Origin of the sequence: Agrobacterium sp. 33MFTa1.1 (assembly GCF_004328495.1) — a bacterium.
Lineage (GTDB): Bacteria > Pseudomonadota > Alphaproteobacteria > Rhizobiales > Rhizobiaceae > Agrobacterium > Agrobacterium pusense.
In genome coordinates, this window is record NZ_CP036358.1 from 292,780 (window position 1) to 316,755 (window position 23,976).

The following is a 23,976-nucleotide window of genomic DNA, read 5'->3' on the forward strand; positions in this document are numbered from 1 at the left end:
AGGGTTGGGGTAGCCGTACATGTCAGTGTGCGCGGTTCACCCCCCTCTGTCCTGCCGGACATCTCCCCCTCAAGGGGGGAGATCGACCTGTGGCGAGCTCTCAACCACATTGAACGTTTCGGGAAGAGGGGGAGCATGCCTCTCGCCGATCTCCCCCCTTGAGGGGGAGATGCCCGGCAGGGCAGAGGGGTTAAGCCACAGCCTCAACTCCCGCAGGATAACTTCCCATTGACCCACCCCACCTCCAAAATCCTCATCAGCGCCTGCCTCCTCGGCCAACCTGTCCGTTACGACGGCAGAGGCAAGCCCTTCTTCCACCCGGCGATCGACCGCTGGCGCAGCGAAGGCAGGCTGGTGGCGATCTGTCCGGAGATGGCGGGCGGTATGCCCGTGCCGCGCCCGCCGGCGGAAATCGAAGATCGTGCCTCCGGTTTCGATGTGCTGGAGGGCCGCGCCCGCGTGCTAGAGGTGACCGGCGGCGATGTCACGGCGCAATTCATTGCCGGCGCAGAAAGGGCGCTGGCCTTTGCGAGGGCCAATGCCTGCACATACGCGCTTCTGATCGACGGCAGCCCGTCCTGTGGATCGGTTGCGATCTATGACGGTTCGTTTTCTGGCGTCAAACATGCGGGCAATGGGGTGACGGCGGCGCTGCTCGAAAAAGCCGGTATTGCCGTTTTTTCACCTGCCGATATCGACCGGCTGGATGTGCTGACCCGTTAAAAGAAAAGCGCCGGAGTTCCCCGGCGCCTTTGTTCATCGATAGTCTTGCGGCGTATCACCCCGCCATGCGCAGCTCATGCGCCATGGCATGAAGCTGGTGACCGGACGACACGCGGAAGCCGCGGATGAGGTTCAGCAGTTCCTCGGTGTCCACGGCAAGCGCTTCCGCCGAAGCCGTGGTTTCTTCCGCCATGGCCGCATTGTGCTGGGTGGCGACGTCGAGCTGGTTGAGCGATGAGGAGATCGAGCGCAGCGTCGTATCCTGCTCGGCTGCCGAATGGGCGATCTTGCTGACGATCTCGTTAGCGGATTTGATCTGGTCCGAGATACGCTTCAGTGCATCGCCGGCCTCGCCCACAAGCCGCACGCCATTTTCCACCTGGGCGGAAGAGCGGGCGATCTGGTCCTTGATCTCTTTGGCGGCAGCCGCGGATTTCTGTGCGAGTTCGCGCACTTCCTGCGCTACCACGGCAAAGCCCTTGCCAGCCTCACCCGCGCGAGCAGCTTCGACGCCGGCATTCAGTGCCAGAAGGTTGGTCTGGAAGGCGATATCGTCGATCACGCCGATGATGTTGGAAATCTGGTCGGAAGACTGCTCGATGCCGCTCATCGCCATGATCGCTTCTTCCACCACACGGTCGCTGCGCATGGCTTCCGAGCTGACGGTGGTGACACGCTTGGCGGCGTCAGCTGCCCCTTCCGCCGTCTGGCGCACCGCAACGGTCAGTTCGTCAAGTGCTGCGGAGGTCTCTTCCAGATTGGCAGCCTGCCGTTCGGTACGCTGCGATAGCTCGTTGGAGGCCTTGCGGATTTCTTCCTTTGAGCCGCCAATGTCGATGCTCTTGGAATTTACCTTGGCCATGGCGGCATCGAGATGGGTCAGGGCCTCGTTGAAATTGTCGCGCAGCGTTGCGTAACGGTTGCCGAGGTCGCCGCAGCGCACGGTCAGATCGCCGCCGGCCAGCTTTTCCAGCGCCTCGCCGATGGTGGCGACCACACGCGCCTGCAATTCTGCTTCGTCGCGCTGCATGTCGAGGTTGTTCTGGCGCTCGGCATTGAGCTGTTGCTGCTGTTCTTCCTCACGGCGCTGCATGGCATGGCGCTCGCGTACCTTGTCCTGAAGCGAGGCAGTAGCCTTCGCCATCATGCCCACTTCGTTGGTGAGGCCAGTATGGGGAATGGCGAGCGAGACGTTTTCATTGGCGACTTCGCCAAGCGCGCGGTGAATATCGCCGAGGGGCTTCGAGATACCACGGATGACATAGAAAGCGGCTGCAAGCGCCAGCACGAAGATCAACGCGCCGATGGATAGCGCCTTCATCACCTCGCCGCGCACCTGTGCGTTCAGATCATCGATGTAAACGCCGGTCACGACCACCACCTGCCAGGGTTCGAAGGCAAGTGCATAGGAGCTCTTGGCGTAGTCATTGCCTTCCATGCCGGGCTTCGGGCCGTAGAAATCCGTCTGGCCGCCGCCATTGCGACCAAGCCGCACCAGCTCGTCACGATAAGCGAAACCCTTGCTGTCAGGCTTGCCCTTGAAGTTCTCGCCGACGCGCTTGGCATCGGGATGGAACTTCATCGTCACATCGTAATCATAACCGAAGAGGTAGCCATCCGGGGTGAAGCGTATGGCGCTGACGGTCGCATAAGCCTGCTTCATGGCCTCGTCGCGCGAAAGGGTGCCGGCCTTTTCCTTGTCGTGGAAGGATTGCAGGATGGAGATGGCCGACTGCACCTGAGTCCGCAGCATTCCGTAGCGTTCCTCATAGATCGCGTCGGTGGCGGACTTGAGCTGGTAGAAGGTTGCCACGGCGAAGGCGGCCATCAGGGCCACTACGAGAACGATCAACTGACGGGAAATGGAAAGGTTCTTCATGGGCGCTCACAAGCGTTTGGCCTCGCGCGCCTCGCTTTGCCGCGCGCTGCCGGTGTTTCGGAAAAGGGAGAAGCGCATGATGCGCCGGGAAAGGCCCGAAGAGCGGTATCCGCCCAAGGCCTTATGCTGTGCTGCATTGCACCATGAGATGACTTAGCAGCCAAAAATTTGAAGATATATTTAATTAGTGGAAGCTTTATCACGCCAGCCGGCGGAATAACCCCTGGAGGATTTTTAATTCCCCAAATGGTTGCTGACGGCCTTTAAAAATACAGCGCGGACGCGATTGTTTGACATTTGTCATCCAATCCGCAGGTCAGTTGCCGCGCAATTGGAAGTCCGGGAAGTTGCTCGGAGCGGGCAAGGCAGACGCGCGTGAGGAGGCCGCCGCATCGGTACTCGAAATTTCCCTCGTAGCCGCAGTGGTGGTCGTCATGTCTATGCCGGCGGGCGTCGCAGCGGTTTCCTGCGTGTGCGCCGTTGGCTCCACGTCGTCATAGGTGGCGATTGCGGTGCCAGACGCTTCCTTCGGCATCCATGCCGGATTGGTGCTGACAAAAGTCACGGGCGCGCCGCCGAGCCATGCTTCCGTGCGCACCAGCGTCTGCTTGCCATCCACTTCCCGCATTTCCGTGTGCTGGGTCCCGGGTTTTATGGAGGGAATACTGTAAACCTGCGCCGCGGTTTTCTCCTTGACCTGCTGGCAACCCGTGCAGTCGCGACGGATGAAGCTGCCATTGGTGGTATGAACACCGTTGATATATTCGATGGAAGACGCCATGGCAGACCCGCCGGTCAGCACGACAATCGCTGTCAGAAGAAGACGCCGCATCGAAAAAGCCCCCAAATAACGGCGCCGCCTCGTGATACGGGCAAAGTGCGCCATTCCATGTTCGGGCAAGTATTACCGGCGTTTCGTTTCCATCGGGTCAGCAAACTTGGTAAAAATTGAACGAAATATTCGTTGACGGCCCGTTTGATCTAAAAATCAGGCCTTTTCGCGCGCCACAGCCTGCCAGCCGATATCGCGCCGGCAAAAGCCGTTTTCCCACTCCACCCTGTCCGCCAGCGCATAGGCGTGGGCCTGCGCCTCCGTCACGGTCTTTCCAAGGGCAGTAACGTTCAGCACGCGGCCACCCGTAGCCACCAGCCTGTCGTCCTTCAACGCAGTCCCGGCATGGAACACCTTCGCTTCTTCGCTCGCTTCAGGAATATGCGCGATCGTCGTGTTCTTGTCGTATGCGCCGGGGTAACCCTTGGAAGCCAGGACGACGGTCAGCGCAGCCTCGTCGCGCCATTCCGCGTCAACCCTGTCCAGTGTGCCAGTGGCCGTGGCGTAGAGGATGGGCAGCAGATCACTTTTCAGGCGCATCATCAGCACCTGGCATTCTGGATCGCCGAAGCGCACGTTGTATTCAATGAGTTCCGGGCCCTTGGCGGTAATCATCAGTCCAGCAAAGAACACGCCGGAGAAGGGATTACCATCTTTCGCCATGCCCGAGATCGTCGGCTCGATGATTTCTTTCATGGTGCGCTCCACCATGGTCGCGGTCATTACGGGGGCGGGCGAATAGGCACCCATGCCGCCCGTATTCGGACCGGTATCACCATCACCGACGCGCTTGTGATCCTGCGCGGTTGCGAGCGCCAGCGCGGTCTTGCCGTCGGAAAGGCAGAAGAAGCTCGCTTCCTCGCCATCGAGGAAGGCCTCCACCACCACTTCGGCGCCGGCCGCGCCGAAAGCGCCGTCGAAGCAGTCGTCAATCGCGGCAAGCGCTTCCGCTTCCGTCATGGCCACGGTCACGCCCTTGCCGGCGGCAAGCCCGTCGGCCTTGATGACGATGGGCGCACCCTGTGCGCGGACGTAGTCCTTGGCCGGCTCTGCGGATTTGAAACGCTGGTAAGCGCCGGTCGGAATATCGTAGCGCGCGCAGAGATCCTTCGTGAAACCCTTGGAACCCTCCAGCTGCGCTGCCGCTTTCGATGGCCCGAAAGTGGCGATGCCGGCGGCACGCAGGTCATCCGCCAGACCGGCGACCAGCGGTGCTTCCGGGCCGATGACGACGAAGTCGATTGCCTTTTCTTTCGCAAAGGCGATGACGGCAGCATGATCTTCCACGTTCAGCTCCACGAGCGTCGCATGGTCGGCGATACCGGGATTGCCGGGGGCGGCGTAGAGCGCATCAAGCAGGGGAGACTGGGCGATTTTCCACGCCAGCGCATGTTCGCGTCCGCCGGAACCGATCAACAGAACTTTCATGGTCAATACCCCTGCAAAATTCGCCAGTAACCTTGTGTCAGGGGCGTTAAGGGCAGGGGGGCGAAAGGTCAAGACGAATATGTGGCGATTGCCTCGCGTTCAGCCTGCGAACAGAGGCTGCAAATCCCTCCTCCGTCATGCCGGACTTGATCCGGCATCCAGCCACGGCGCGTCTGCGCCGTGAAAGAGTCTTAAGCGATCAAGGACTTGATCGCACTGGACCCCGGATCAAGTCCGGGGTGACGGTGTGCGGATGGTGCCGTTCTGCATCAGAAATCGCTTTTCGAGACGCCGCGGTCACTACGATGAATTGCCTGTCTTTCCCCTGAAGTCAGCCTTTCCTGTGGAATCGTTGTCGCCTCTTGTTGTCACGCCACAATCAGACATTATGGTCGCCGCTCCAGATATGACAGCAGAGACCCATATGACCGCAGACAACGCCCGCCTCGCCACGCTCATCGCCTCCGAAATCAACGCCCGCCCCGATCAGGTAAAGGCGGCGGTGACCCTGCTGGACGAGGGCGCGACCGTTCCCTTCATCGCCAGATACCGCAAGGAAGTGACGGGAGGGCTTGACGATACCCAGCTGCGCACGCTTTCCGAACGCCTTGTCTATCTGCGCGAACTCAATGCCCGTCGCTCTTCCATCGTCGATTCCATCAGCGGGCAGGGAAAGATGACCGATGAGCTGATGGTCAAGATCATGCAGGCGGGCACCAAGGCTGAGCTGGAAGACCTCTACCTGCCCTATAAGCCGAAGCGTCGTACCCGCGCCGAAATCGCCCGCGAAAGGGGTCTTGGCCCGCTTGCCGAAGCCATATGGGAAAACCGCGCCGCCGATCCGGCGAAACTGGCGGAGGCCTATGTGCAGGGAGAGGTGGCCGATGTGAAGGCGGCGCTCGAGGGCGCGCGAGACATCGTGGCTGAAACCATGACGGAAAATGCCGATCTGCTTGGCCGCCTGCGCGATTACATGCGCCAGAACGCCACCTTCCGCGCCAAGGTGGTGGATGGCAAACAGGCGGCCGGCGAGAAGTTTTCCGATTATTTCGACCATTCCGAACGCTGGGCGGCGGTGCCGGGCCACCGGGCGCTCGCCATGCTGCGCGGCTGGAACGAGGAAATTCTGACATTGACGATCGATGTCGATGCAGACGATCCCGCACCGGTGAAGCCGGCGCAGCGCACCATCGCCGCCGCCTTCGATATCCGCAATGCTGGCCCCGCCGATCAATGGCTGATGGAGGTCGCCGGCTGGACCTGGCGCGTGAAACTCTCCATGTCGCTGTCGCTCGACCTGATGCGCGAGTTGCGTGAGCGGGCGGAAGAAGAGGCGATCAACGTCTTCGCACGGAACCTCAAGGATCTCCTGCTGGCCGCTCCCGCCGGATCGCGCGCCACCATGGGTCTCGATCCGGGCATCCGCACCGGCGTCAAGGTGGCCGTGGTCGATGGCACCGGCAAGCTGCTGGACACCTCGACGGTTTACCCCTTCCAGCCGAAGAACGACGTGCGCGGCGCGCAGGCGGAACTCGCCTTGCTCATTCGCAAGCACAATGTCGAGCTGATCGCCATCGGCAATGGCACCGGCAGCCGCGAGACGGAAAAGCTGGTGGCCGATCTTCTGGCCCAGCTGCCGGCTTCCGCTTCAGGTACAAAGCCCACCAAGGTAATCGTGTCGGAGGCGGGCGCATCCGTCTATTCCGCTTCGGAGCGGGCGGCGGCCGAATTCCCCAATCTCGACGTTTCGCTACGTGGAGCAGTCTCCATCGCCCGCCGCCTTCAGGACCCGCTGGCGGAACTGGTGAAGATCGAGCCGAAATCCATCGGTGTCGGGCAATACCAGCACGATGTCGATCAGGGCCGCCTCAGCCGCTCGCTCGATGCCGTGGTGGAAGATGCCGTGAATGCCGTCGGCGTGGACCTCAACACGGCCTCGTCGCCGCTTCTGGCGCGCGTTTCCGGTCTCGGTGCCTCGATTGCCGATGCCATCGTTGCCCATCGCGATCAGACCGGTCCATTCGCGAGCCGCAAGGAATTGCTCAAAGTGCCGCGCCTCGGCCAGCGCACCTTCGAACAATGCGCGGGCTTCCTGCGCATTCCAAACGGCAAGGAGCCGCTGGATGCTTCGTCCGTTCACCCGGAAGCCTATGGCGTGGCGAAGAAGATCGTCGCCGCCTGCGGCCGCGATCTGCGCTCGCTGATGGGCGATAGCGCCACCTTGAAGTCGCTTGACCCTAAGAAGTTCATAGATGAGCAATTCGGCCTGCCGACCGTCAAGGACATCATCGCCGAACTGGAAAAGCCCGGCCGTGACCCGCGCCCGAGCTTCAAGACCGCGACCTTTGCCGAGGGTGTGGACGAGATCACCGATCTGAAACCCGGCATGTTGCTGGAAGGCACCGTTACCAATGTGGCTGCCTTCGGCGCCTTCGTGGATATCGGCGTGCATCAGGACGGGCTGGTGCATGTCTCGCAGCTCGCCGACCGTTTCGTCAAAGACCCGCATGAGGTCGTCAAGGCGGGTGATGTCGTCAAGGTGCGAGTCGTTGAAGTGGATGTGAAGCGCAAGCGCATCGGGCTGACCATGCGTAAGGATGGTGGTGAGGCTGCGCCGCAGCCGATGCGGGAGAGGGGCAATACGAACGCCATGCGCCACGCGACAGCCAAGCCCAAAGATCGCAACGAGGGGTCGCAATCCGGTGGTGCACTGGCAGCTGCCCTGGCTGAAGCCATGAAGCGGCGCTGACCTGCGGTTGAAATGATTTTTCTGAGTAAAGCCCTGCCATACACCTCGGCAGGGCTTTTTGCTTGATGAAATCGTTCAATTTTTTTGAAATAAGACTATCTTGCAACTTATGCCGAAAGGAATACGGTCAGCAAAATTGATAAGTGAGACTTAGCAATTGGGGGTGCCATGGCGTCGTCTCTGCATGTTCTTCTCGAAAAGATAATCAAGAACGGTGATCTGACCGTCAACAGCCCCGGCGGCAGCCGCGCATTCGGCAATGGTGCCGGAAAGAAGGTGGTTCTCAACTTCACCGACGAAGCCGCCATGCAGGAGATTGCCGCCGATCCGGCGCTCAAGCTTGCTGAAATGTACATGGAAGGCCGCGTGAAGGTCGCGGAAGGCGACATTTATGATTTTCTGGCGCTGGTCAAAAGCAATACGCTGAGCGAAGCCCTGTCCTTCGGCATGATCTGGCGTGGCATGGCTCGCATCATCGCCGCCCGCATCAAGATGCATCTGCCGGTCAATCACAACAAGAGCAACGTCGCCCACCATTATGATCTGAGCGCAAAGCTGTTTGACCTCTTTCTCGATGAGGACTGGCAATATTCCTGCGCCTATTTCAATCCGCCCGGCATCAGCCTTCATGAGGCGCAGGTCGCGAAAAAGCGGCACATCGCCGCCAAGCTGATGACCGAGCCGGGCCAGAGTGTTCTGGAAATCGGCTCCGGCTGGGGCGGCATGGCCATGTATATCGCCGAGAGCGCCGGAGCCGATGTCACCGGCATCACGCTTAGCGAGGAACAGCTGCGCGTTTCCCGTGACCGAGCCGCAAAACGCGGTCTTGCCGGCAATGTCCGCTTCGAGTTGCAGGATTACCGTTATCTGCCTGCCTCGAAAAAATACGACCGCATCGTCTCCGTCGGCATGTTCGAACATGTCGGGCCGACCCATTATCGCGACTATTTCGAGAAGGTGGCGGAGGTGCTTGATGACAAGGGCGTGATGGTGCTGCATTCCATCGGTCAGCCCTATCCGGCACTGGCGACCAACCCCTTCATCGAAAAATATATTTTTCCCGGCGGCTATATCCCATCGCTCGCGGAAGTGTTGCCGGCCCTCGAGAAGTCGCGGCTGCTGGTAAAGGATATCGAAATTCTGCCCATGCATTATGCCCATACGCTTCGCCACTGGCGGGAACGTTTCGTGGCACGCAGGGCAGAAGCGATCGCGCTTTACGATGAGCGCTTCTTCCGCATGTGGGAGTTTTATCTGGCGGGGTCGGAAATGGCCTTCACCCATGAAAACTTCCACATCTTCCAGATCCAGATCGCCAAGGACCGCGATGCCGTGCCGCATAATCGCGACTACATTGCGCAGAACGAGGCAAAGCTGCTGGAGTTTGAGAAGACCCGGGCGCCGCTGGAGAAAGTGACATTCTGACGACGGTGTGGGCGACGAGTGACCGAATTGCGGAGAGTATTGACAAGCGTCTCCGCAATCTCGGTGTCATCCTCGGGCTTGTTCCGAGGATCTATCCACGATGCGTAAAGTCCTTTGGTCGCAGATGCTCGGGACAGGCCCGAGCATGACGAACGAGAAGTTTGGCGCCGTGCCGTGAGCCTCGCAGTGGTGTCTGCGTCTTAACGCACTGGTTAATCGAATGGAAAGACAATCCCTCTAATTCTACGGACACCTGTCTGTATTGCGTTTCTGGGGTTCTTTCATGTTCAAGCCATCAGCGGCCGTTGCCGCCTGTGTCGTATCGCTTTTTGTCGTGGGCAATGCCCATGCAGATGGCTGGTTTTCCGGCGACTGGTATCTGAAACTCGGCGGCGCGGGTTTCACCGCGCCGAAATATCAGGGCGATAACAAGAATGAATTCGGCTTTTCGCCCATCATTTCCCTCGGCCGTCAGGGGCAGGGCGCCCGTTTCACCTCCCGGAACGACAGCGCCTCGATCTCGCTTCTGGATAACGGCCCGATCAGCATGGGTCTTGCCGGCCGCCTGATTTCTCCACGTGATGAGGGTGATTCTGCCGATCTGAAGGGCATGACGCGTATCAAGCGCGGCGGCGAGCTTGGTGGTTTTGCCGAGGCTTATCCGACCGACTGGCTGCGCGTTCGCGGCGAAGTTCGTCAGGGCATCCGCAGCCACAGCGGCGTGGTCGGAGATGTCGCTGTCGATGCCTTCACCGATATCGCCCCCGGCATCCAGATTTCGGCCGGCCCGCGCGCCACGTGGGTGAGCAGCAAATACAATGAACGTTATTACGGTGTGAGTGCGGCACAGACGGCCGCCGGCGCGCCATCGCCCTATAGCCCGGGCGGCGGCCTGCATTCGGCCGGTATCGGCGCCGCCATCACCTGGAAAGTCACCGAAAATGCTGAAGTCGGCTCCTTTGCGGAATATCGCCGCCTGACCGGCGATGCCGCGGACAGTTCGCTCGTGCGCGAGCGCGGTTCGAAGAACCAGTTCATCATCGGGGTTCAGGCGAGCTACAAATTCAATTTCTCCCTGCCCTGACACGAGTGGAGATATGCTCCTGAAAAGCCCCGCCGCGAACAGCTGCGGGGCTTTTCTGCGTGTACGGTCGGCTGCTGAAATCCATTCCGATTTTGCGGCTGATGCTGTAGAACCATCCCATGGTTCACCACAGCGATTTGTCAGACCGCGTCTCCGACGCGCCATCCAATAACTGGGTCTATCGGATTTTGCCGAGGCCCCTCTGGCCCTATGCGCAGCTGGCCCGGTGGGATCGACCCATCGGCTGGCAATTGCTGATGTGGCCATGCTTCTGGTCCGCAGCCCTCGCGGCCAACGCGGCGGTGTCGACCGGCGGCTTTTCCTGGGGCACGCTGCTCTGGCACCTAGTGCTGTTCTTCATCGGATCGGTGGCGATGCGCGGCGCGGGCTGCACCTATAATGATCTGGCCGACCACAAGATCGACATGGCAGTGGCGCGCACCCGCTCGCGACCGCTGCCGTCGGGCCGGGTGAGCCGCGGACAGGCCAAGGTCTTCATCGTCCTGCAGGCGCTTGCCGGGCTGGTCGTCCTCCTGCAGTTCAACAGTTTCGCAATCGCAACCGGTATGTTCTCGCTGTTCTTCGTGGCGATCTATCCCTTCGCCAAGCGCTTCACCAACTGGCCGCAATTTTTCCTCGGTCTTGCCTTTTCCTGGGGCGCGCTGATGGGCTGGGCGGGGCAGTTCGGATCAATTGCCTGGCCGGCTGTCCTGCTTTATGTCGGCTCCATCGCCTGGACGATCGGTTATGATACAATCTACGCCCATCAGGACAAGGAAGATGACACGGCGGTGGGCATCGGTTCTACCGCCCTCCTGTTTGGAGAAAACACACATCGCTGGCTGGTTTTCCTTTATGGCACAGCCCTTGCCATGATGTTCCTGTCGTTCTGGACGGCGGGTGTTAACGTCATTGCTTATAGCGGACTTGCCGCCGCGGCTCTCATGCTGTTCCGGCAGGTATGGGTGCTTGATATCGATGACGTTGACCAGTGTCTCGTGCTGTTCAAATCCAACAACCGCGTCGGCGTGCTGATTTTCGCAGGGCTCACTCTGCCGCTGCTGCTGGTGTAAGCTGCTGGAATAGCGAATACGAAAAAGCCCGGTCGCGTCATCCGCGCCGGGCTTTTGTGTTCTGGATTGAAGAAGATCAGTTGCGGGCGATGATTTCCTTGCCCTCGATCTTCATGCTCATGCCGAGCGAACCGGTGGAACGACGAACGAGGAAGCGCGGGCGGCGCTCCGCGAAATAGGAATGGCGGCGGCGCGGACGGGTATTCTGGGTGCGCACCTTGCCGAGATGTTCTTCCAGCGGACGGGCGACGCCATCGGCTTCCACCATCAGCATGGGAATGCGGTAGGCCTCGGACCAGCTGCGCCAGTCGGCGGCGATATCGCACAGATCGTGGGCGACGAGAAGCGGAACGCAAAGATCCGGATCGTCGTGATGCAGTTCGAGAGTCACCGTCACCTGCCCGTCACCATGGTCGATGGCGCGGGCGGCAACACCCTTGAAGGCGCGGGCAGGCAGGGCGAAGGACAGAGGCAGGCCGGAAGAGGACAGAACCTTTCTCAGAACGGCGCCCCGTTCATCGAGGGTGACGGCGACATCGGTCGCGCCATTGCCTTTTCCATAGGTGACCTGTTGCGGAAAACGTGCCGGGTCTAACCTGAGAGTGGCGACGGCCCAGTCGGGCTTCAGAACGGTCTTGGTCATGTTTATTCTACCCTTGTTTTACCTGAGAGCCGGTTTCCGGTCTTCTCATCGGGACTTTTCGTCCTCTGATGTCAGGAGAATATCCGCCGCCTGTTCGAGACTGCTTAAAAATCGCGGTTAAGAAAACTTTGCATTCCCAAATGGTTAGCAAAACACACTGTGGCATGGTTTCGCTTGGGTAAAGGAGATCGGGACAATGCGGTTTTTATCCCGGTCGAAATTGTGCTCTTTCAAGCTCCGGGCAAGGCGCGTCCTGCATAGTCGCGTCGGGCCCTGCCGCGCTTCCGGATGGAGGCATGGTGGGGCGGATTCAAGCGGAGTTTCGACGTCCCACGGGGACGAGCGAGGCTCCAGGGGGCATTCGGATGGTATCGACTTATCTCAGCTACGACCTCATCAACCGCGATATGAAGACAAGCATTTCACGCGTGTCGCAGCAGGCAATCACCGAGCGTCAGACGAAATATTACAAGGAAAACATCGGCAATGTGAAAAGCGTCGATGAATTCCTCGATAACTATCAGCTCTATTCCTATGCCATGGATGCCTTCGGCCTCGGCGAGATGACCTATGCCAAAGCTTTCATGAAAAAGGTGCTGGAGAGCGACCTGAACGACCAGAACAGCTTCGCCAACAAGCTGACCGACGAGCGGTATCGGGAGTTCGCCGCTGCCTTCAATTTCACGGCGTCGACAAAGACGGTTCAGACGGAGGCACAGCTCGACAAGATGATCGGGCTCTACGGGACGTCGATCACCGACATGGATGACAGCCTTGCCGAAGAGACCCGCTATTACAAGGCGATCATCGGCACGGTCACCAACGTTGATCAGCTGCTCCAGAACGACAGGGCCCGCGCCTATATATTTCAGGTCTTCAGCATCGATGAGAAGACCTATACCTATTCCCATATCCGGGGATTGATGACGAGCGACATCGCCGATCCCGACAGCTACCTCAATCAGAAATTTGGCGCTGCCTATAATGATGCGGTCGAAAAGCTGACCATGAAAGGTAATATCGAACTGCACGCGGAGGTCACGGCGCGGATCGCCGCAATCGACACTTCGCTCGCGGGAACGGAACTGACAGACGAGCAGCGCACGGCGCTCGAGGCGGAAAAAGTTACCAGGCAGGACCAGCTGACGCAGCTCGAAGCCGTGTTGCCACCCAAGAGCGAGTGGGAAGCGAAGCTTGCCGCGATCACCGCAGAACAGACGACGCTTTCAAATGCCGTTACCCAATATAACAAGATGGCACAGCTCGCCGCCGCCTTCGAATTCAAAAACGATGGCACCGTTGCCGCCGGCGGAGCGCAGAAAGCTGACAATATCAAGGTGATGACGGATGCCTACATCAGCAGCGCACCGCGCGTGACACCGACGGTCGCCACGCTGAACCGGGACTATTTCGAATCGAAGATCGGTTCGATCAAGACCGTGGACGAACTGCTCTCGGATACGCGTCTCCTCAACTATATCAAGGTTGCCTTTGACCTTAACGACCTGACGATCGTGACGGCGACGATCGAGAATATCCTGACCAGCGACCTGAACGACCCGAACAATTACATCGCGACTTTTGGCAAGAACGACAAGCGCTACCTCGCCATGAGGAACGCGTTCAATTTCAAGACGGACGGAACGCTTGCCGACGGCACGACGCCGCAGACGACGCTGCAGACCGCGACCACGACAAGCGGCTACATGACCCATTACGGCGAAAAGGATGACGCCGCCGACGAGAAGGCGCTTACCTTATTCAAGAGTGACATTAGAAGCGTCACCTCCGTCAAGGATTTCCTCGACAGCAGCGCAGTCTATAATTATGCGCTGAAGGCCGTCGGCCTCGATCCGGCCAAGGTGAATGCGGCGGATATCCGCAAGGTCCTCACCAGCGATCTTCAGGACAAAAAGAGCTACGTCTATACGCTGAAAGACGAGCGATATGTCAAACTGGCGGAGCTTTTCAACTTCGCACCGGACGGAAGCCTGGGCTCCCCGGTGCTGGCACAGTCGGAAATCGAGATGCAGACCATGTCGGCTGACTACATCAAGAAGAAGTCGGCTTTCGGCACTGAGAAAGACAAGGAAACCGCCAAGAAGGAGGCGGAATATTTCACGGGCGAGATGCAGAAGATCAAGACCCTCAAGGATTTTCTGAGCAATGATCGTCTCACGGAATTCGCGATGGAATCGCTTGGCATCGATCCCAAAACTGTGACGAAGGAACAGCTGCAGAAGATGTTCTCGTCGAAACTGGATGATGGCGAAAGCTATCTCAACAAGGAAATGGATCCGGTCTTCCGCCGTCTCGTCACCGCCTTCAACTTCGATTCTGACGGCAATATCCTTCACGAAGACCGCAGCCTGATCCAGACACGGCGCGGTCTCTACGAGACACTGGACAATTATCTGACCCAGACCCTGGAGACGCAGGCGGGCGAAGAGAATGCCGGCGTCCGTCTGGCGCTTTATTTCAAGCGCATCGCGGCAGGCACGACGTCCTATTATTCCATTCTTGCCGATACCGCGATCCAGAGTTTCATCAACACCACCTTCGGCATTCCTGACGAACTCGGCAATGCCCCGGTCGATACGCAGGTGGCGATGATGAAGAAATATTTCGACATCAAGGATTTTCAGGACCCGGAAAAGGTAAAGAAGCTCGTCGCGCGTTTTACCGTCATGTATGACAACGCGCAGAACACCACAGATCCCATCATGATGCTGTTCAATGGCAGCGGCTCTGCGGGAATCAGCGGCGATACGCTGCTGGCGGTAGCGACGCTGCGCGCGCGATAGGCGCGTTCGGACCGGCTTGTCAGCAGGGGGCGCTCGACGATCCGCCGCCGGATTACCAGCCCGGCAGCATATGTCCGGCGCGCAGGCGCGGCATCTTCGGATAGGTCTTCACATCGCTGTCCATCTCGTCGACCACGCTCATCGGTGAGATATTGTCGAGGCAGGCGGTGATATGGTCGGTGATGGCATTCACCAGCGATGGGGAAAGGCCCGGTCGTTTCATCAGGCCGATCTGCACCGGCGGCAGCGGCGGGAAGCCGTCTGCGGCGGTCAGAACCTTCATGCCGGTGCGCAGCGCCGATTCCGGCAGCACCGAAACAGCCATGCCCGCCAGCACGGCGGCGGCAACGACGGTTGAAGACCAGCTGGTGAATAGCACCTGGTAGTCGCGCCCATCGGCATCGAGCGCCGAACAGGCGAGCTGGCGCCAGTGGCAGTCACGTCGTCCGACGGCGAGGGGCACCGGGGCATCGTCCTTCAGCGGATGGTTGGCGGAAGCGACCCAGCACAGCGGTTCGGTGCGCACCACATCCGACGAGCGGGCCCGCGGATTGTGGGTGACGAGAGCGATATCCAGTTCGCCGCGCGCCATTTTTTCCGCAAGGCTAACCGACGGCTCGCAGACGATGTAAAGCTCGACATTCGGATGAGTCTTCGCGAAGCGCCCGATGATCTCGGGCATGTAACGGTCGGCATAGTCATCGGGCGTGCCGATGCGCAGCGTGCCCTCCAGCCGGTTGTCATCGAAGGCGGCGATCGCCTCGTTATTGAGGCGGATGATGCGGCGGGCATAGTTCATCAGCTTTTCGCCTTCCGCCGTCAGGCGGTTGCCACGCCCGTCCTTGGCGAAGAGCTGTTTGCCGATGCGTTCTTCCAGCCGTCGCATCTGCATCGAGACGGCGGACTGTGTCTTGAAAACGCGGTCTGCGGCCTTGGTGAAGCTGCCCGTATCGACGATGGCGATGAAGGTGTGCAGCTGGTCTATGTCGAGAGGTGCGGACATGGATGGTCATCCATCAGAATGATTGATGTCTTACATTAGAAACATTCGTTGGACTGATCAATAGTCTTGCGACATTTTGACACCAAGCAAATCAATCTCAACCCCGGGCCGGCGAAACGTCAGGCCCCCAACCCGAGGCAGCTTCTCGCGCGTGGTGCGCCGGGGGCGGTGCCGCATCGTGCCGTTACGAAAGGATAAGTGTCATGCGCACGGCAGAACGGAGAATGGAACTGGAACTTGCAACAGCACGGCCGAACGATACGTTCCGCCGCGTCGCTTTCCGCGTCAAGACCTTCGTGCAGCGCATCTACAATCGTATCGTGGCGAATGGCCTCACCGAGCTGGATGATCGTCTTCTCGCCGATATCGGCCTGGCAAGATCGGACGTCAGCGACGCCCTCAACACGGGCCTGCTGGAAGATCCCACCGCTCATCTGACCCGCGCGGCACGTCGACGGGCCGTAACAAGGTTCAAGACCCTTTGAAATAGTGCCATCCGGCGGGCCTCCAGCTGCCGGAGAGGCCCTCCAGCCGAAAGGTTTCCCCGCAGGGTGATTTGCCAATAGCCCTGCCTTTGCCCGGTGTCAGGCCCCCTCGGCCGCACCGGGTTTTTTTATGTCTGCGATTGGCGCTCTCGCGAAAACCCGAAGCGGTTCCGCTGGTTTTAATACTGGTATTCCTCGAACACAGGAAGAACCGAGCCGCCCCAGCGGCCATTGTAAAGCGCCAGCAAGTCTTCGGCGAGCGTCGTTTTCTTCGCCAAAACCTCGTCCAGCGAGGACAGGAATACGGTCTCGTCCTGACCTTCGCCATTCAGCCGGTTGCGGTTTTTCAGTCCGGTGCGGGAAATATCGAGCACTTCGCGCGCGATACCGAGAAGTGGCTTGCCGGCGATTTCAGCGTTCAGTCCCTTGGCCGGAACCGCATCACGAAGGGCGATGACCTCGTCGAAGCTCCAGGCCGCCGTCAGTGCGTCGGCAGCGTCCAGCGCTTGCCGATCGTAGAGAAGGCCGACCCAGAAGGCTGGCAGGGCGCATATGCGTCTCCACGGGCCGCCGTCGGCGCCGCGCATTTCCAGAAAACGCTTCAGGCGCACATCGGGGAACAGGGTGGAGAGATGGTTCGTCCAGTCGCCCATGGTCGGTTCCCATGCGGCGATTTCGCGCTTGAGCGCACCATTCATGAACTGACGGAAGGTGACATGAGTGCAATCATGGTATTTGCCGTCGCGCACGATGAAATACATCGGCACGTCGAGCGCCCATTCCACATAGTCCTTGAACCCGAAATCCTCGTTGAAGGTGAAGGGCAAGACGCCCGAGCGGCGATTGTCAGTATCGCGCCAGATATCGCCGCGCCACGAGAGAAGACCGTTCGGCTTGCCCTCCGTAAAGGGCGACGAGGCGAAAAGCGCCGTTGCCAGAGACTGCAGCTTCATGGAAACGCGCATCTTCTGACGCATGTCGGCTTCGGATGAAAAGTCGAGATTAACCTGAATGGTGCAGGTGCGGTACATCATGTCGAGACCCTTGGTCCCGACTTTCGGCATGTAGCGCGTCATGATCGCGTAGCGCGATTTCGGCATGCGTGGCGTTTCGTCAAAGGTCCACAGCGGGCTGCCGCCGATACCGAGGAAACGGATGCCCATCGGCTCCGCCACTTCGCGCAGCGTCGCCAGATGCTGGTTGGATTCCTTGCAGGTCTGGTGCAGGTTCTCAAGCGGCGCGCCCGAAAGTTCGAACTGCCCGCCCGGTTCGATGGAGATGGCACCCATGCCGTGTTGTTCGCCGAGGCCGATGATGTTTTCACCGTCCATTATCGGGTCCCAGCCGAGCTTCTCCTGCATGCCCTTCAAAAGTGCGGAAATGCTGGCATCGCCGAAATAAGGAACCGGCCGGTTGTCCTCGCGGAAAAAGGCGAATTTTTCGTGCTCGGTGCCGATACGGAAATCGGCTTCAGCTTTGTTACCGCCCGCCAGATAATCGGTAAGCTCCGTAACGGAGGAAAGGGGGGTCTGGTCGGTCGTGTCGCGTGCCATGGCTTACCTTGTTATGACGTCTCTGTTGCGGCGAGGCATATGATTGGCAGATAGGGCCGTATCGTAGCTGGAGGCAAATGAATTTCTTTTAAAGATGCATGAAGAGCAACGGAGCATTCAGTTCCAGTCGCCGACCGTGGCCTGAATGACCGCCAGTGCGGCAACCGCAGCCGTATCTGCCCTCAGAATGCGCGGCCCGAGCGGAATGGGGGTGACGAAGTCGAGGCTGCGCAGAAGCTCCCTTTCTTCCTCCGAGAATCCACCTTCCGGACCGACCAGCAATGCGATTTTGCGTTCCTTCACTGCCTGCAGGATCGGCAGCGGATTTTGCCCCGTATCGCCTTCGTCGCAATAGATGATGCGCCGGTCGTGGGGCCAGGTGTCCAGTATGTCCTTCAGTTTCACCGGCTCGGCTACCTCGGGCAGGGACAGTATGCCGCACTGCTCGGCGGCTTCGATGGCGTTGGCGCGCAATTTTTCGGTGTTGTGAATCTTGCCTTGGACATGCTGTGTCATCACCGGCTGTAACAGGCCGGCCCCCATCTCCACCGCCTTCTGCACCAGGTAATCCATGCGCCCGACTTTCAGCGGCGCGAAAAGATAATGCAGGTCCGCGGGGTTTGGCTGAGGCCGCGTCTGTTCGAGGGGGACGAGCACGATCTTCTTGCGGCTCGGAAAGGCAAGTTTCGCTCTCCACTCGCCGTCGCGACCGTTGAACAGCAGGATTTCCGCACCATCGGTCATGCGCAGCACATTGGCGAGATAGTTGAACTGTTCGGCGGTCGCCTCCAGCGCGACGCCTTCGGCAAGGCTGGCTTCGATATACAGGCGTTGCATCCGGAAATTGGCGCGCATGGGATTTTTCGGCTTTAGAGAAAGAGGAAGGACATGAACCAGTAGAGCAGCGCCGCGAGCGCTGCACTGGAGGGAACGGTGACCAGCCAGGCGGCGATGATCGTCATGAAGTGGGAGCGGCGGACAAGATATCGGCGGCGTATCTCCGAAGGATTGTCGGCATATTTGTCAGACCGGCGGGGTTGGCCGTCACCAACCTGGACCAGATCCTGCCGCCTGCGGGACGATTGCGTGTACCATTCACGGAAAAAGCCGACGCCGAACACCGCGCCGATCGCCGTATGGGTGGTGCTGACCGGCAGACCAAAACGCGAGGCGACGAGAACGGTGAGCGCAGTTGCCACCGAAACGCAGAAGGCACGCATCGGGTTGAGCTTGGTGATCTGCTCACCGACGAGGCGGATGAGGCGCGGGCCATAAAGAAGGATACCGCAGGAGAGCCCGAAGGCGCCGACCAGCATCACCCACAGCGGCGCACGTGCAGAGGTGCTCACCGCCTCGTCATGCAGGGCCCGCACGATGGCCACGACTGGGCCAATGGCGTTCGAAACGTCATTAGCCCCATGCGCGAAGGACATCAGGCCGGCGGCGAGAACGAGCGGCCACTGGAACAGGATGCGAAGCGACTGGTTGCGGTTTTCCAGTCCTTCCGACTGCTTGCGGATGATCGGCACGCCAAGCCGCCAGACGACAAGCCCGGTCACCAGCCCAATCAGGCTGGCGTGGCCAAGCGACACATGCATGAGCTGCCGCAACCCGACCCAGATGAGATAAGCCGTAAAAACACCCGCCATCAAACCGATGAGGACCGGCACCCACCGCTGCGCCGCGCCAATCTTGTCCTCATGGTAAATGATGAATTCCTTGATGAAAGCAAGGATGATGATGGCTATGGCGGCGCTGATGAAAGGCGCGAGGACCCATGCGAAGGCGATGCTGCCGAGCGACAGCCAGTCCACTGCTTTTGCTCCGTAGGCGGCCATGCCCGCGCCCGCGACTCCGCCCACGACCGTATGAGTGGTTGAAATCGGTGCTCTGGTCCAGGTCGAGATATTGACGAGAAGGCCGGCGGCGAGAAGCGCAGACAGCATTGCCCAGGAGAAAACGGTTCTGTCGGGAATGGTCTCGATGTTGATGATGCCGCTGGAAATGGTTTCGACGACATTGCCGCCGGTGATCAGCGCCCCCGCAATCTCGCAGATCGCGGCGATGATGAGCGCGACGGCAAGCGGCATCGCCTTGGCGCCGACCGCGGGGCCGACATTGTTCGTCACGTCATTGGCGCCGATATTGATTGCCATATAGGCGCCGATGGCGACGGCGGCGATGATGATGACGGCGCCCGAAGTGCCTACGACAAAAGCGCCGGCGAAGACCGCCGCCAGAACGACGAACATGAAGCCGGCGCCAAGGCCCGCAAGCTGCTGTGTGACATGCAGCGTCGCTTCTTCGACACGGGTAATCTTGTCGAGATCCTTGTCGAGCGTCGGCTTCATGTTTGATGGCGGCTTCAATGCCATTCAGACCTCGTTTGCCAGCATTCCCTTTCGTCCGGCAGTGTCGCAGGTTGAAGGCAATTTACAGAAAGACTGTTACATCTCGTACATCTTTCCAAAAGGAAAGACGATAAAAGCCGTGTTGGAAAAACAAACTGCAAATTGCCACACCTGGGGCGGCCGCACTATTTTGAATGCGTCATCCGTTTGTCGAAAGCGAGCATCAGCGCTTTCAGTTCCGGCTCGTTGACCCGTCTGGTCGCCTCCTGGGGGCTGACCCATTCCAGTCGCCTGGATTCCTTTTCAGGAAAGCTATCCTGCATTTCGGAAACTTCGAGCAGATGCACCTGAACCCTGCATGGCACATTGATGCCGCTGTTCAGTTTTTTCTCGTATTCGTAGTAACCGAAGGGGGCCTTCTCCACCGTGCCCTTGACGCCTGCTTCCTCATAGGCTTCCTGCTCGGCTACCGCATGGGCCTTTTTATGCGCCATGGGCCAGCCTTTGGGAATGACCCATCGTCCCGTGTCCCTGCTTGTCAGCAGCAGCACTTCAGGCCCCGGATTTTTCTTGGAGAACCGATAGCACAGCGCCGCATATTGCTGCCGCGGCGGTCTGCGCAACATCAAGCCAACATCTGTCGCCAATCGATTCAAAATCTTCAATCCGAATAGGTCCTTCTTTGCCTGCCTATGATAATTGCTAATATAGATATCCCGTAAATTCCGCCAATCCCCCAACCTCCATAACCCACTACTGTCTTCACGCTTGTGAAGCCTGCGGAAAAGATGATGCGGCAGATTTGCGAACAAAGTTTCGACCGGGTGGTTCCCCGGCCAACAGCCCGATTGCGGTCTCACGGATGCGTCCTTTTCACACCGTCCGCAACCAAAGCATCGATAACGGAACGCTTCAGGCGGGGCGCAGTCCCCAATGGCGCAGGCCTTCAACCACGCCGTCCGCTTCGGACGCGCCCGAGCGGAAATAACGGCTGTCGAGATCAGCCAGCGATACAAGCTCCGGCAGGGCGTTGCCGACAATGACGCCACGAATGTCCGTCAACTCGAACATCGCCCGATCATTGCCAGTATCGCCTGCTACCACTGATTCGTCGAGGCCGATACGCAATTGTCCACATAACCATGCGAGCGCCGCGCCCTTGTCGGCGGCCTTCGGTAATATATCCAGATCGCGCCCGCTGGAATAGACGATCCGGGCTTCGATATCGGCCCCGATCAGCGCAGCCTCGATATCGGCCAGTGTCGCTTCATCTGCGTCATGCAGGAACCAGCTGGACTTGAGGCCATGCTGGTAACGCTCCTCCTGCATCGTCACGCCCGGAACAGCGCTCATTACATCGGCAATTTTCTTTGGGTCGAATCCGGTGCCGAGCGAATGCGTGTAGGCGCTCTCCAGGTCGCTGCGCTCCTTGGCATGCAGCATGGTGCCGACCCCGCCGATGATGTAATCAGGTCGGGGCAGCGGCACTTCTTCCAGAAGGGCGAGCTGGTCATCCACCAGCCTGCCGCTGTTGAACACCAGAACCGGACGGCGATCGTCCGGCAATGACTGCCAGAAATCCCGGAACCGCCGCGTGGCGTCATTATCGCCCACGACGGTGCCGTCGAGATCCGTTGAAAAAAGGCGAAGCGGTCTCAATCGCCGTCATTCCATGGTTCGGCCCAGTCGGCTTCCTCGAGGACCGGCATCATGGTCCTGCCTTCCACCACGGCCAGAAGCTGCTGAGCAATCCCGGTCCATGTGAAGAGGCTGCGCGCCTTATGCGCGCCCATGCGGGAGAGGCGCCCATAGAGTCGCTCGTGCTTGAACGGCTTCATCATGGTGATGCCAAGATCCTCCTTGTCGAAGGGATCGGCGAATAACGCATGGCGACCATAGCTGACGGCTCGGAACAATCCGCCGTGAATGGTAACAACGGTCGGTGTGCCGCTTGCCATCGCCTCGATGGCCGTCATGCCGAAGGGCTCGTAGCGGCTGGACAGCACGAAGAGATCGGCCGCGCGATAGATGTCGGGCAGGTCTTCATCCGCGACATAGCCGGAGAATACCACCTTCTCCTCCAGCCCGAGCGATTTCACCCGCTCCTTGAGCTGGTTGAGGATGGTGGTTTCCTGCTCGTCCATGTTCTCGCCGCCCACGGCAAGATGCAGGCGCGCCTCCGGCTCGCGCTCGGCAAGAACCGAAAAGCCGTCGATCAGCAGGTCATAGCCCTTGTTGGTAGCAAGTCGTCCGAGCGCCAGCACCACCTTGCCTTCAAATCCGAAACGCTGGCGTATCATCTGCCGTGTCGCATCCGATACCGGAAAAAAGCGGTTGTCGTCATAACCCGGCGGAATCATGTGGATGTGCTTGCGCTTTTGCCCGTAGTCTTCAATGAGGACGTCGAGCTGCACCGGCGTGGTGGCGATCACCATGTCGCAGCTGCGGTAGATGATGAGTTCGTGCTGAATGCGTTCCTTAAAATTGAATTCCAGTTCGAACGTATCGGCCTTTTCCGGATAGTCGGTTTCCATCTGGCGTTTTTTCCAGATGCCCAGCGAATGCGGCGTATGCAGATGCGGGATTTTCAGCGCCTCGGAAAGCCGCTGACCGGCGACGCCTGCATCCCAGTAGTGGCTGTTGATGAAGGAGTAGTTGAGATCGTTTTTCTTGATGAAACGCAGCGCATTTTCGCACCATTCCATCAGGTGTCGGTGCAGATATTCCTTGGGAATGAAGTCACGCCCGCCGCAGGGAATGCGCACCACGCGGACGCGCTCATCGACCTCGTCGAATTCCGGCTGGTCTTCGAAGCGGCGGGTATAAAGATCGACGGTATAACCGAGTTGGCCGAGTTTGCGTGCAAGCTCAAGCACATAAACCACCTGCCCCCCGGTATCAGCCGCGCCCAGTGGCGGATGCGCGGCGACATAGCCATGCGTCGATATGAGAGCTATCCGCGGATAGCGTTCAGTTTCGCTCGTGGTTGTCATGGGTCCCATCTTGGTAAATTTTTCCAATTAACCCGATAAAAAGACCAAAGAGCACAAAAGGTTCCATCAAAACCTGAATAAAATGGATTGCGTATTTCGCCTGAGGGCGTTTTTAATTACTCCGCTGCTGCTGCCGCAAACGGGAAATCCGGTCCCATTCCCGCGCCTGATGCGCCCTGGATGTCGTCTCAACGATGAAGTCGATGTGGGCCTCTGCCGCCGCCCGTGCCGATGCCGGATCGCCGGCGACGATGGCGTCGTAAATGGCGACATGCTGTCTCAGCACCTCGTCATGGGCGCCTGCGATACTGAAGATGATGTGGCGATTATAAAAGATGTCGTCGCTCAACAGCCGGTAGCAGGAGCGAAGCGTGTGCATAAGGACGATGTTGTGCGCCGCTTCGCCGATGGCGTTGTGAAACTCCACATCCCCCGCCAGTTCCTCTTCGAAGCGGCCTGCCTCGTGCGCATCGCGCATCCGCTCGACAATGGCGGCAAGGTTGCGCCTGTCCGGTTCTGTCGCCCGCTGCGCGGCAAGTTCGGCGGTCATGCCTTCAATATAACGGCGATATTCGAGAAAATCCCGCGTCGCCCGGCTGTGGCGGGTGATCAGCGCGCTTAAGGGATCGGAAAAGACCGGCCCGACAATATCGGCGACATAAGTGCCGCCACCATGCCGGCTCACGAGAAGTCCGCGGGTTTCGAGTTCCTTCAGCGCTTCGCGCAGGATAGGCCGCGAGACGTCGAGTTTCTGCGCCAGTTCCCGCTCGCCGGGCAGCCGGTCGCCATCGCGCAATATGCCGTCGAGGATCAGTTCTTCGAAACGTAAGATCACCTCCTGCGATGTGCGGCTGTGCTCGATGCGCGCAAAAAGCGTTTCGTCCATCGCAGAAGTCCCCGGCGAAATCCGCCCGTGTTTGATATCGTGTAAAGTATCAGGCAAGTCTCGCA

At 59.3% G+C, this 23,976-nt stretch carries 19 protein-coding genes; 7 read left to right on the plus strand and 12 right to left on the minus strand.

Annotated features, from left to right (window positions below):
• Positions 1-228 precede the first annotated feature (228 nt).
• Positions 229-723, plus strand: coding sequence for a 2-thiouracil desulfurase family protein (locus EYD00_RS01435; RefSeq protein WP_004440127.1), 495 nt, complete (start codon positions 229-231; stop codon positions 721-723).
• A gap of 55 nt (positions 724-778) precedes the next feature.
• On the opposite strand, the gene EYD00_RS01440 is transcribed toward EYD00_RS01435, so the two are convergent.
• The 3 genes from EYD00_RS01440 to purD all read right to left on the minus strand — a co-directional run bounded on the left by EYD00_RS01440 (position 779) and on the right by purD (position 4,862).
• On the minus strand, positions 779-2,602 hold the full coding sequence (locus EYD00_RS01440; protein ID WP_004440129.1) for a methyl-accepting chemotaxis protein: 1,824 nt from the start codon (positions 2,600-2,602) through the stop codon (positions 779-781).
• Between the two features lie 316 nt (positions 2,603-2,918).
• Positions 2,919-3,434 (minus strand): plant virulence effector HPE1-like domain-containing protein, encoded by a 516-nt coding sequence (locus tag EYD00_RS01445; RefSeq protein ID WP_004440131.1) that lies wholly within the window; start codon positions 3,432-3,434, stop codon positions 2,919-2,921.
• Between the two features lie 156 nt (positions 3,435-3,590).
• Positions 3,591-4,862, minus strand: a complete 1,272-nt coding sequence (gene purD / locus EYD00_RS01450; protein WP_004440132.1) for a phosphoribosylamine--glycine ligase — start codon at positions 4,860-4,862, stop codon at positions 3,591-3,593.
• A 424-nt stretch (positions 4,863-5,286) separates the two neighbouring features.
• Between purD and EYD00_RS01455 the strand changes: the two genes are divergently transcribed.
• The 4 genes from EYD00_RS01455 (at position 5,287) to ubiA (ending at position 11,193) form a co-directional block, all read left to right on the plus strand.
• Positions 5,287-7,611 carry a Tex family protein gene (locus EYD00_RS01455; RefSeq protein WP_004440134.1) on the plus strand — a complete coding sequence of 775 codons (2,325 nt, stop codon included), beginning with the start codon at positions 5,287-5,289 and terminating at the stop codon, positions 7,609-7,611.
• Between the two features lie 168 nt (positions 7,612-7,779).
• The gene (locus EYD00_RS01460; RefSeq protein ID WP_004440136.1) at positions 7,780-9,036 is read left to right on the plus strand and encodes a cyclopropane fatty acid synthase; all 1,257 of its coding nucleotides are present in this window, start codon (positions 7,780-7,782) and stop codon (positions 9,034-9,036) included.
• Between the two features lie 283 nt (positions 9,037-9,319).
• Positions 9,320-10,120: a MipA/OmpV family protein gene (locus tag EYD00_RS01465; protein WP_034496302.1), complete on the plus strand. Its 801-nt coding sequence runs from the start codon at positions 9,320-9,322 to the stop codon at positions 10,118-10,120.
• 119 nt (positions 10,121-10,239) lie between these two features.
• Complete coding sequence (gene ubiA, locus EYD00_RS01470) at positions 10,240-11,193, plus strand: 4-hydroxybenzoate octaprenyltransferase (RefSeq protein WP_004440139.1); 954 nt, start codon at positions 10,240-10,242, stop codon at positions 11,191-11,193.
• 76 nt (positions 11,194-11,269) lie between these two features.
• Here ubiA and EYD00_RS01475 read toward each other — a convergent pair whose 3' ends face one another.
• A complete protein-coding gene (locus tag EYD00_RS01475) occupies positions 11,270-11,836 on the minus strand; it encodes a DUF6101 family protein (RefSeq protein ID WP_004440141.1) in 567 nt (188 codons plus the stop codon).
• Positions 11,837-12,201: 365 nt separating this feature from the next.
• Here EYD00_RS01475 and EYD00_RS01480 point away from each other — a divergent pair, with 365 nt between their 5' ends.
• Positions 12,202-14,640, plus strand: coding sequence for a DUF1217 domain-containing protein (locus EYD00_RS01480; RefSeq protein ID WP_022555670.1), 2,439 nt, complete (start codon positions 12,202-12,204; stop codon positions 14,638-14,640).
• A 52-nt stretch (positions 14,641-14,692) separates the two neighbouring features.
• Here the strand turns inward: EYD00_RS01480 and EYD00_RS01485 are convergent, their stop codons facing one another.
• Entirely contained in the window at positions 14,693-15,643 is a 951-nt protein-coding gene (locus EYD00_RS01485; protein ID WP_004440144.1) for a LysR substrate-binding domain-containing protein, read from the minus strand.
• A 203-nt stretch (positions 15,644-15,846) separates the two neighbouring features.
• Here EYD00_RS01485 and EYD00_RS01490 point away from each other — a divergent pair, with 203 nt between their 5' ends.
• The gene (locus EYD00_RS01490; protein WP_004440146.1) at positions 15,847-16,128 is read left to right on the plus strand and encodes a YjiS-like domain-containing protein; all 282 of its coding nucleotides are present in this window, start codon (positions 15,847-15,849) and stop codon (positions 16,126-16,128) included.
• A 179-nt stretch (positions 16,129-16,307) separates the two neighbouring features.
• Here the strand turns inward: EYD00_RS01490 and EYD00_RS01495 are convergent, their stop codons facing one another.
• From EYD00_RS01495 to EYD00_RS01530, 7 genes are all read right to left on the minus strand, one after another.
• Positions 16,308-17,681, minus strand: a complete 1,374-nt coding sequence (locus tag EYD00_RS01495) for a glutamate--cysteine ligase (RefSeq protein WP_004440148.1) — start codon at positions 17,679-17,681, stop codon at positions 16,308-16,310.
• 117 nt (positions 17,682-17,798) lie between these two features.
• A complete protein-coding gene (locus tag EYD00_RS01500; protein WP_004440149.1) occupies positions 17,799-18,536 on the minus strand; it encodes a 16S rRNA (uracil(1498)-N(3))-methyltransferase in 738 nt (245 codons plus the stop codon).
• A 14-nt stretch (positions 18,537-18,550) separates the two neighbouring features.
• Positions 18,551-20,056: an inorganic phosphate transporter gene (locus EYD00_RS01505; protein ID WP_004440151.1), complete on the minus strand. Its 1,506-nt coding sequence runs from the start codon at positions 20,054-20,056 to the stop codon at positions 18,551-18,553.
• A 161-nt stretch (positions 20,057-20,217) separates the two neighbouring features.
• Positions 20,218-20,658 carry an NUDIX hydrolase gene (locus EYD00_RS01515; protein ID WP_034495984.1) on the minus strand — a complete coding sequence of 147 codons (441 nt, stop codon included), beginning with the start codon at positions 20,656-20,658 and terminating at the stop codon, positions 20,218-20,220.
• 286 nt (positions 20,659-20,944) lie between these two features.
• Positions 20,945-21,691 carry an HAD-IIB family hydrolase gene (locus EYD00_RS01520; RefSeq protein WP_004440156.1) on the minus strand — a complete coding sequence of 249 codons (747 nt, stop codon included), beginning with the start codon at positions 21,689-21,691 and terminating at the stop codon, positions 20,945-20,947.
• The gene (locus EYD00_RS01525) at positions 21,688-23,034 is read right to left on the minus strand and encodes a glycosyltransferase family 4 protein (protein ID WP_004440158.1); all 1,347 of its coding nucleotides are present in this window, start codon (positions 23,032-23,034) and stop codon (positions 21,688-21,690) included. The genes EYD00_RS01520 and EYD00_RS01525 overlap by 4 nt, the downstream gene beginning before the upstream one ends.
• 103 nt (positions 23,035-23,137) lie before the next feature.
• On the minus strand, positions 23,138-23,911 hold the full coding sequence (locus EYD00_RS01530; protein ID WP_004440160.1) for a FadR/GntR family transcriptional regulator: 774 nt from the start codon (positions 23,909-23,911) through the stop codon (positions 23,138-23,140).
• Between the last annotated feature and the right edge of the window lie 65 nt (positions 23,912-23,976).

Bases quoted from the DNA above. Each gene is read 5' to 3' on its own strand.
- EYD00_RS01455 (WP_004440134.1), top strand. From the start codon at position 5,287: ATGACCGCAGACAACGCCCGCCTCGCCACGCTCATCGCCTCCGAAATC.
- EYD00_RS01495 (WP_004440148.1), bottom strand. From the start codon at position 17,681: ATGGCACGCGACACGACCGACCAGACCCCCCTTTCCTCCGTTACGGAG.
- purD (WP_004440132.1), bottom strand. From the start codon at position 4,862: ATGAAAGTTCTGTTGATCGGTTCCGGCGGACGCGAACATGCGCTGGCG.
- ubiA (WP_004440139.1), top strand. From the start codon at position 10,240: ATGGTTCACCACAGCGATTTGTCAGACCGCGTCTCCGACGCGCCATCC.
- EYD00_RS01475 (WP_004440141.1), bottom strand. From the start codon at position 11,836: ATGACCAAGACCGTTCTGAAGCCCGACTGGGCCGTCGCCACTCTCAGG.
- EYD00_RS01485 (WP_004440144.1), bottom strand. From the start codon at position 15,643: ATGTCCGCACCTCTCGACATAGACCAGCTGCACACCTTCATCGCCATC.
- EYD00_RS01525 (WP_004440158.1), bottom strand. From the start codon at position 23,034: ATGGGACCCATGACAACCACGAGCGAAACTGAACGCTATCCGCGGATA.
- EYD00_RS01460 (WP_004440136.1), top strand. From the start codon at position 7,780: ATGGCGTCGTCTCTGCATGTTCTTCTCGAAAAGATAATCAAGAACGGT.
- EYD00_RS01480 (WP_022555670.1), top strand. From the start codon at position 12,202: ATGGTATCGACTTATCTCAGCTACGACCTCATCAACCGCGATATGAAG.
- EYD00_RS01530 (WP_004440160.1), bottom strand. From the start codon at position 23,911: ATGGACGAAACGCTTTTTGCGCGCATCGAGCACAGCCGCACATCGCAG.
- EYD00_RS01440 (WP_004440129.1), bottom strand. From the start codon at position 2,602: ATGAAGAACCTTTCCATTTCCCGTCAGTTGATCGTTCTCGTAGTGGCC.
- EYD00_RS01515 (WP_034495984.1), bottom strand. From the start codon at position 20,658: ATGTTGCGCAGACCGCCGCGGCAGCAATATGCGGCGCTGTGCTATCGG.
- EYD00_RS01465 (WP_034496302.1), top strand. From the start codon at position 9,320: ATGTTCAAGCCATCAGCGGCCGTTGCCGCCTGTGTCGTATCGCTTTTT.
- EYD00_RS01490 (WP_004440146.1), top strand. From the start codon at position 15,847: ATGCGCACGGCAGAACGGAGAATGGAACTGGAACTTGCAACAGCACGG.
- EYD00_RS01500 (WP_004440149.1), bottom strand. From the start codon at position 18,536: ATGCGCGCCAATTTCCGGATGCAACGCCTGTATATCGAAGCCAGCCTT.
- EYD00_RS01445 (WP_004440131.1), bottom strand. From the start codon at position 3,434: ATGCGGCGTCTTCTTCTGACAGCGATTGTCGTGCTGACCGGCGGGTCT.
- EYD00_RS01505 (WP_004440151.1), bottom strand. From the start codon at position 20,056: ATGGCATTGAAGCCGCCATCAAACATGAAGCCGACGCTCGACAAGGAT.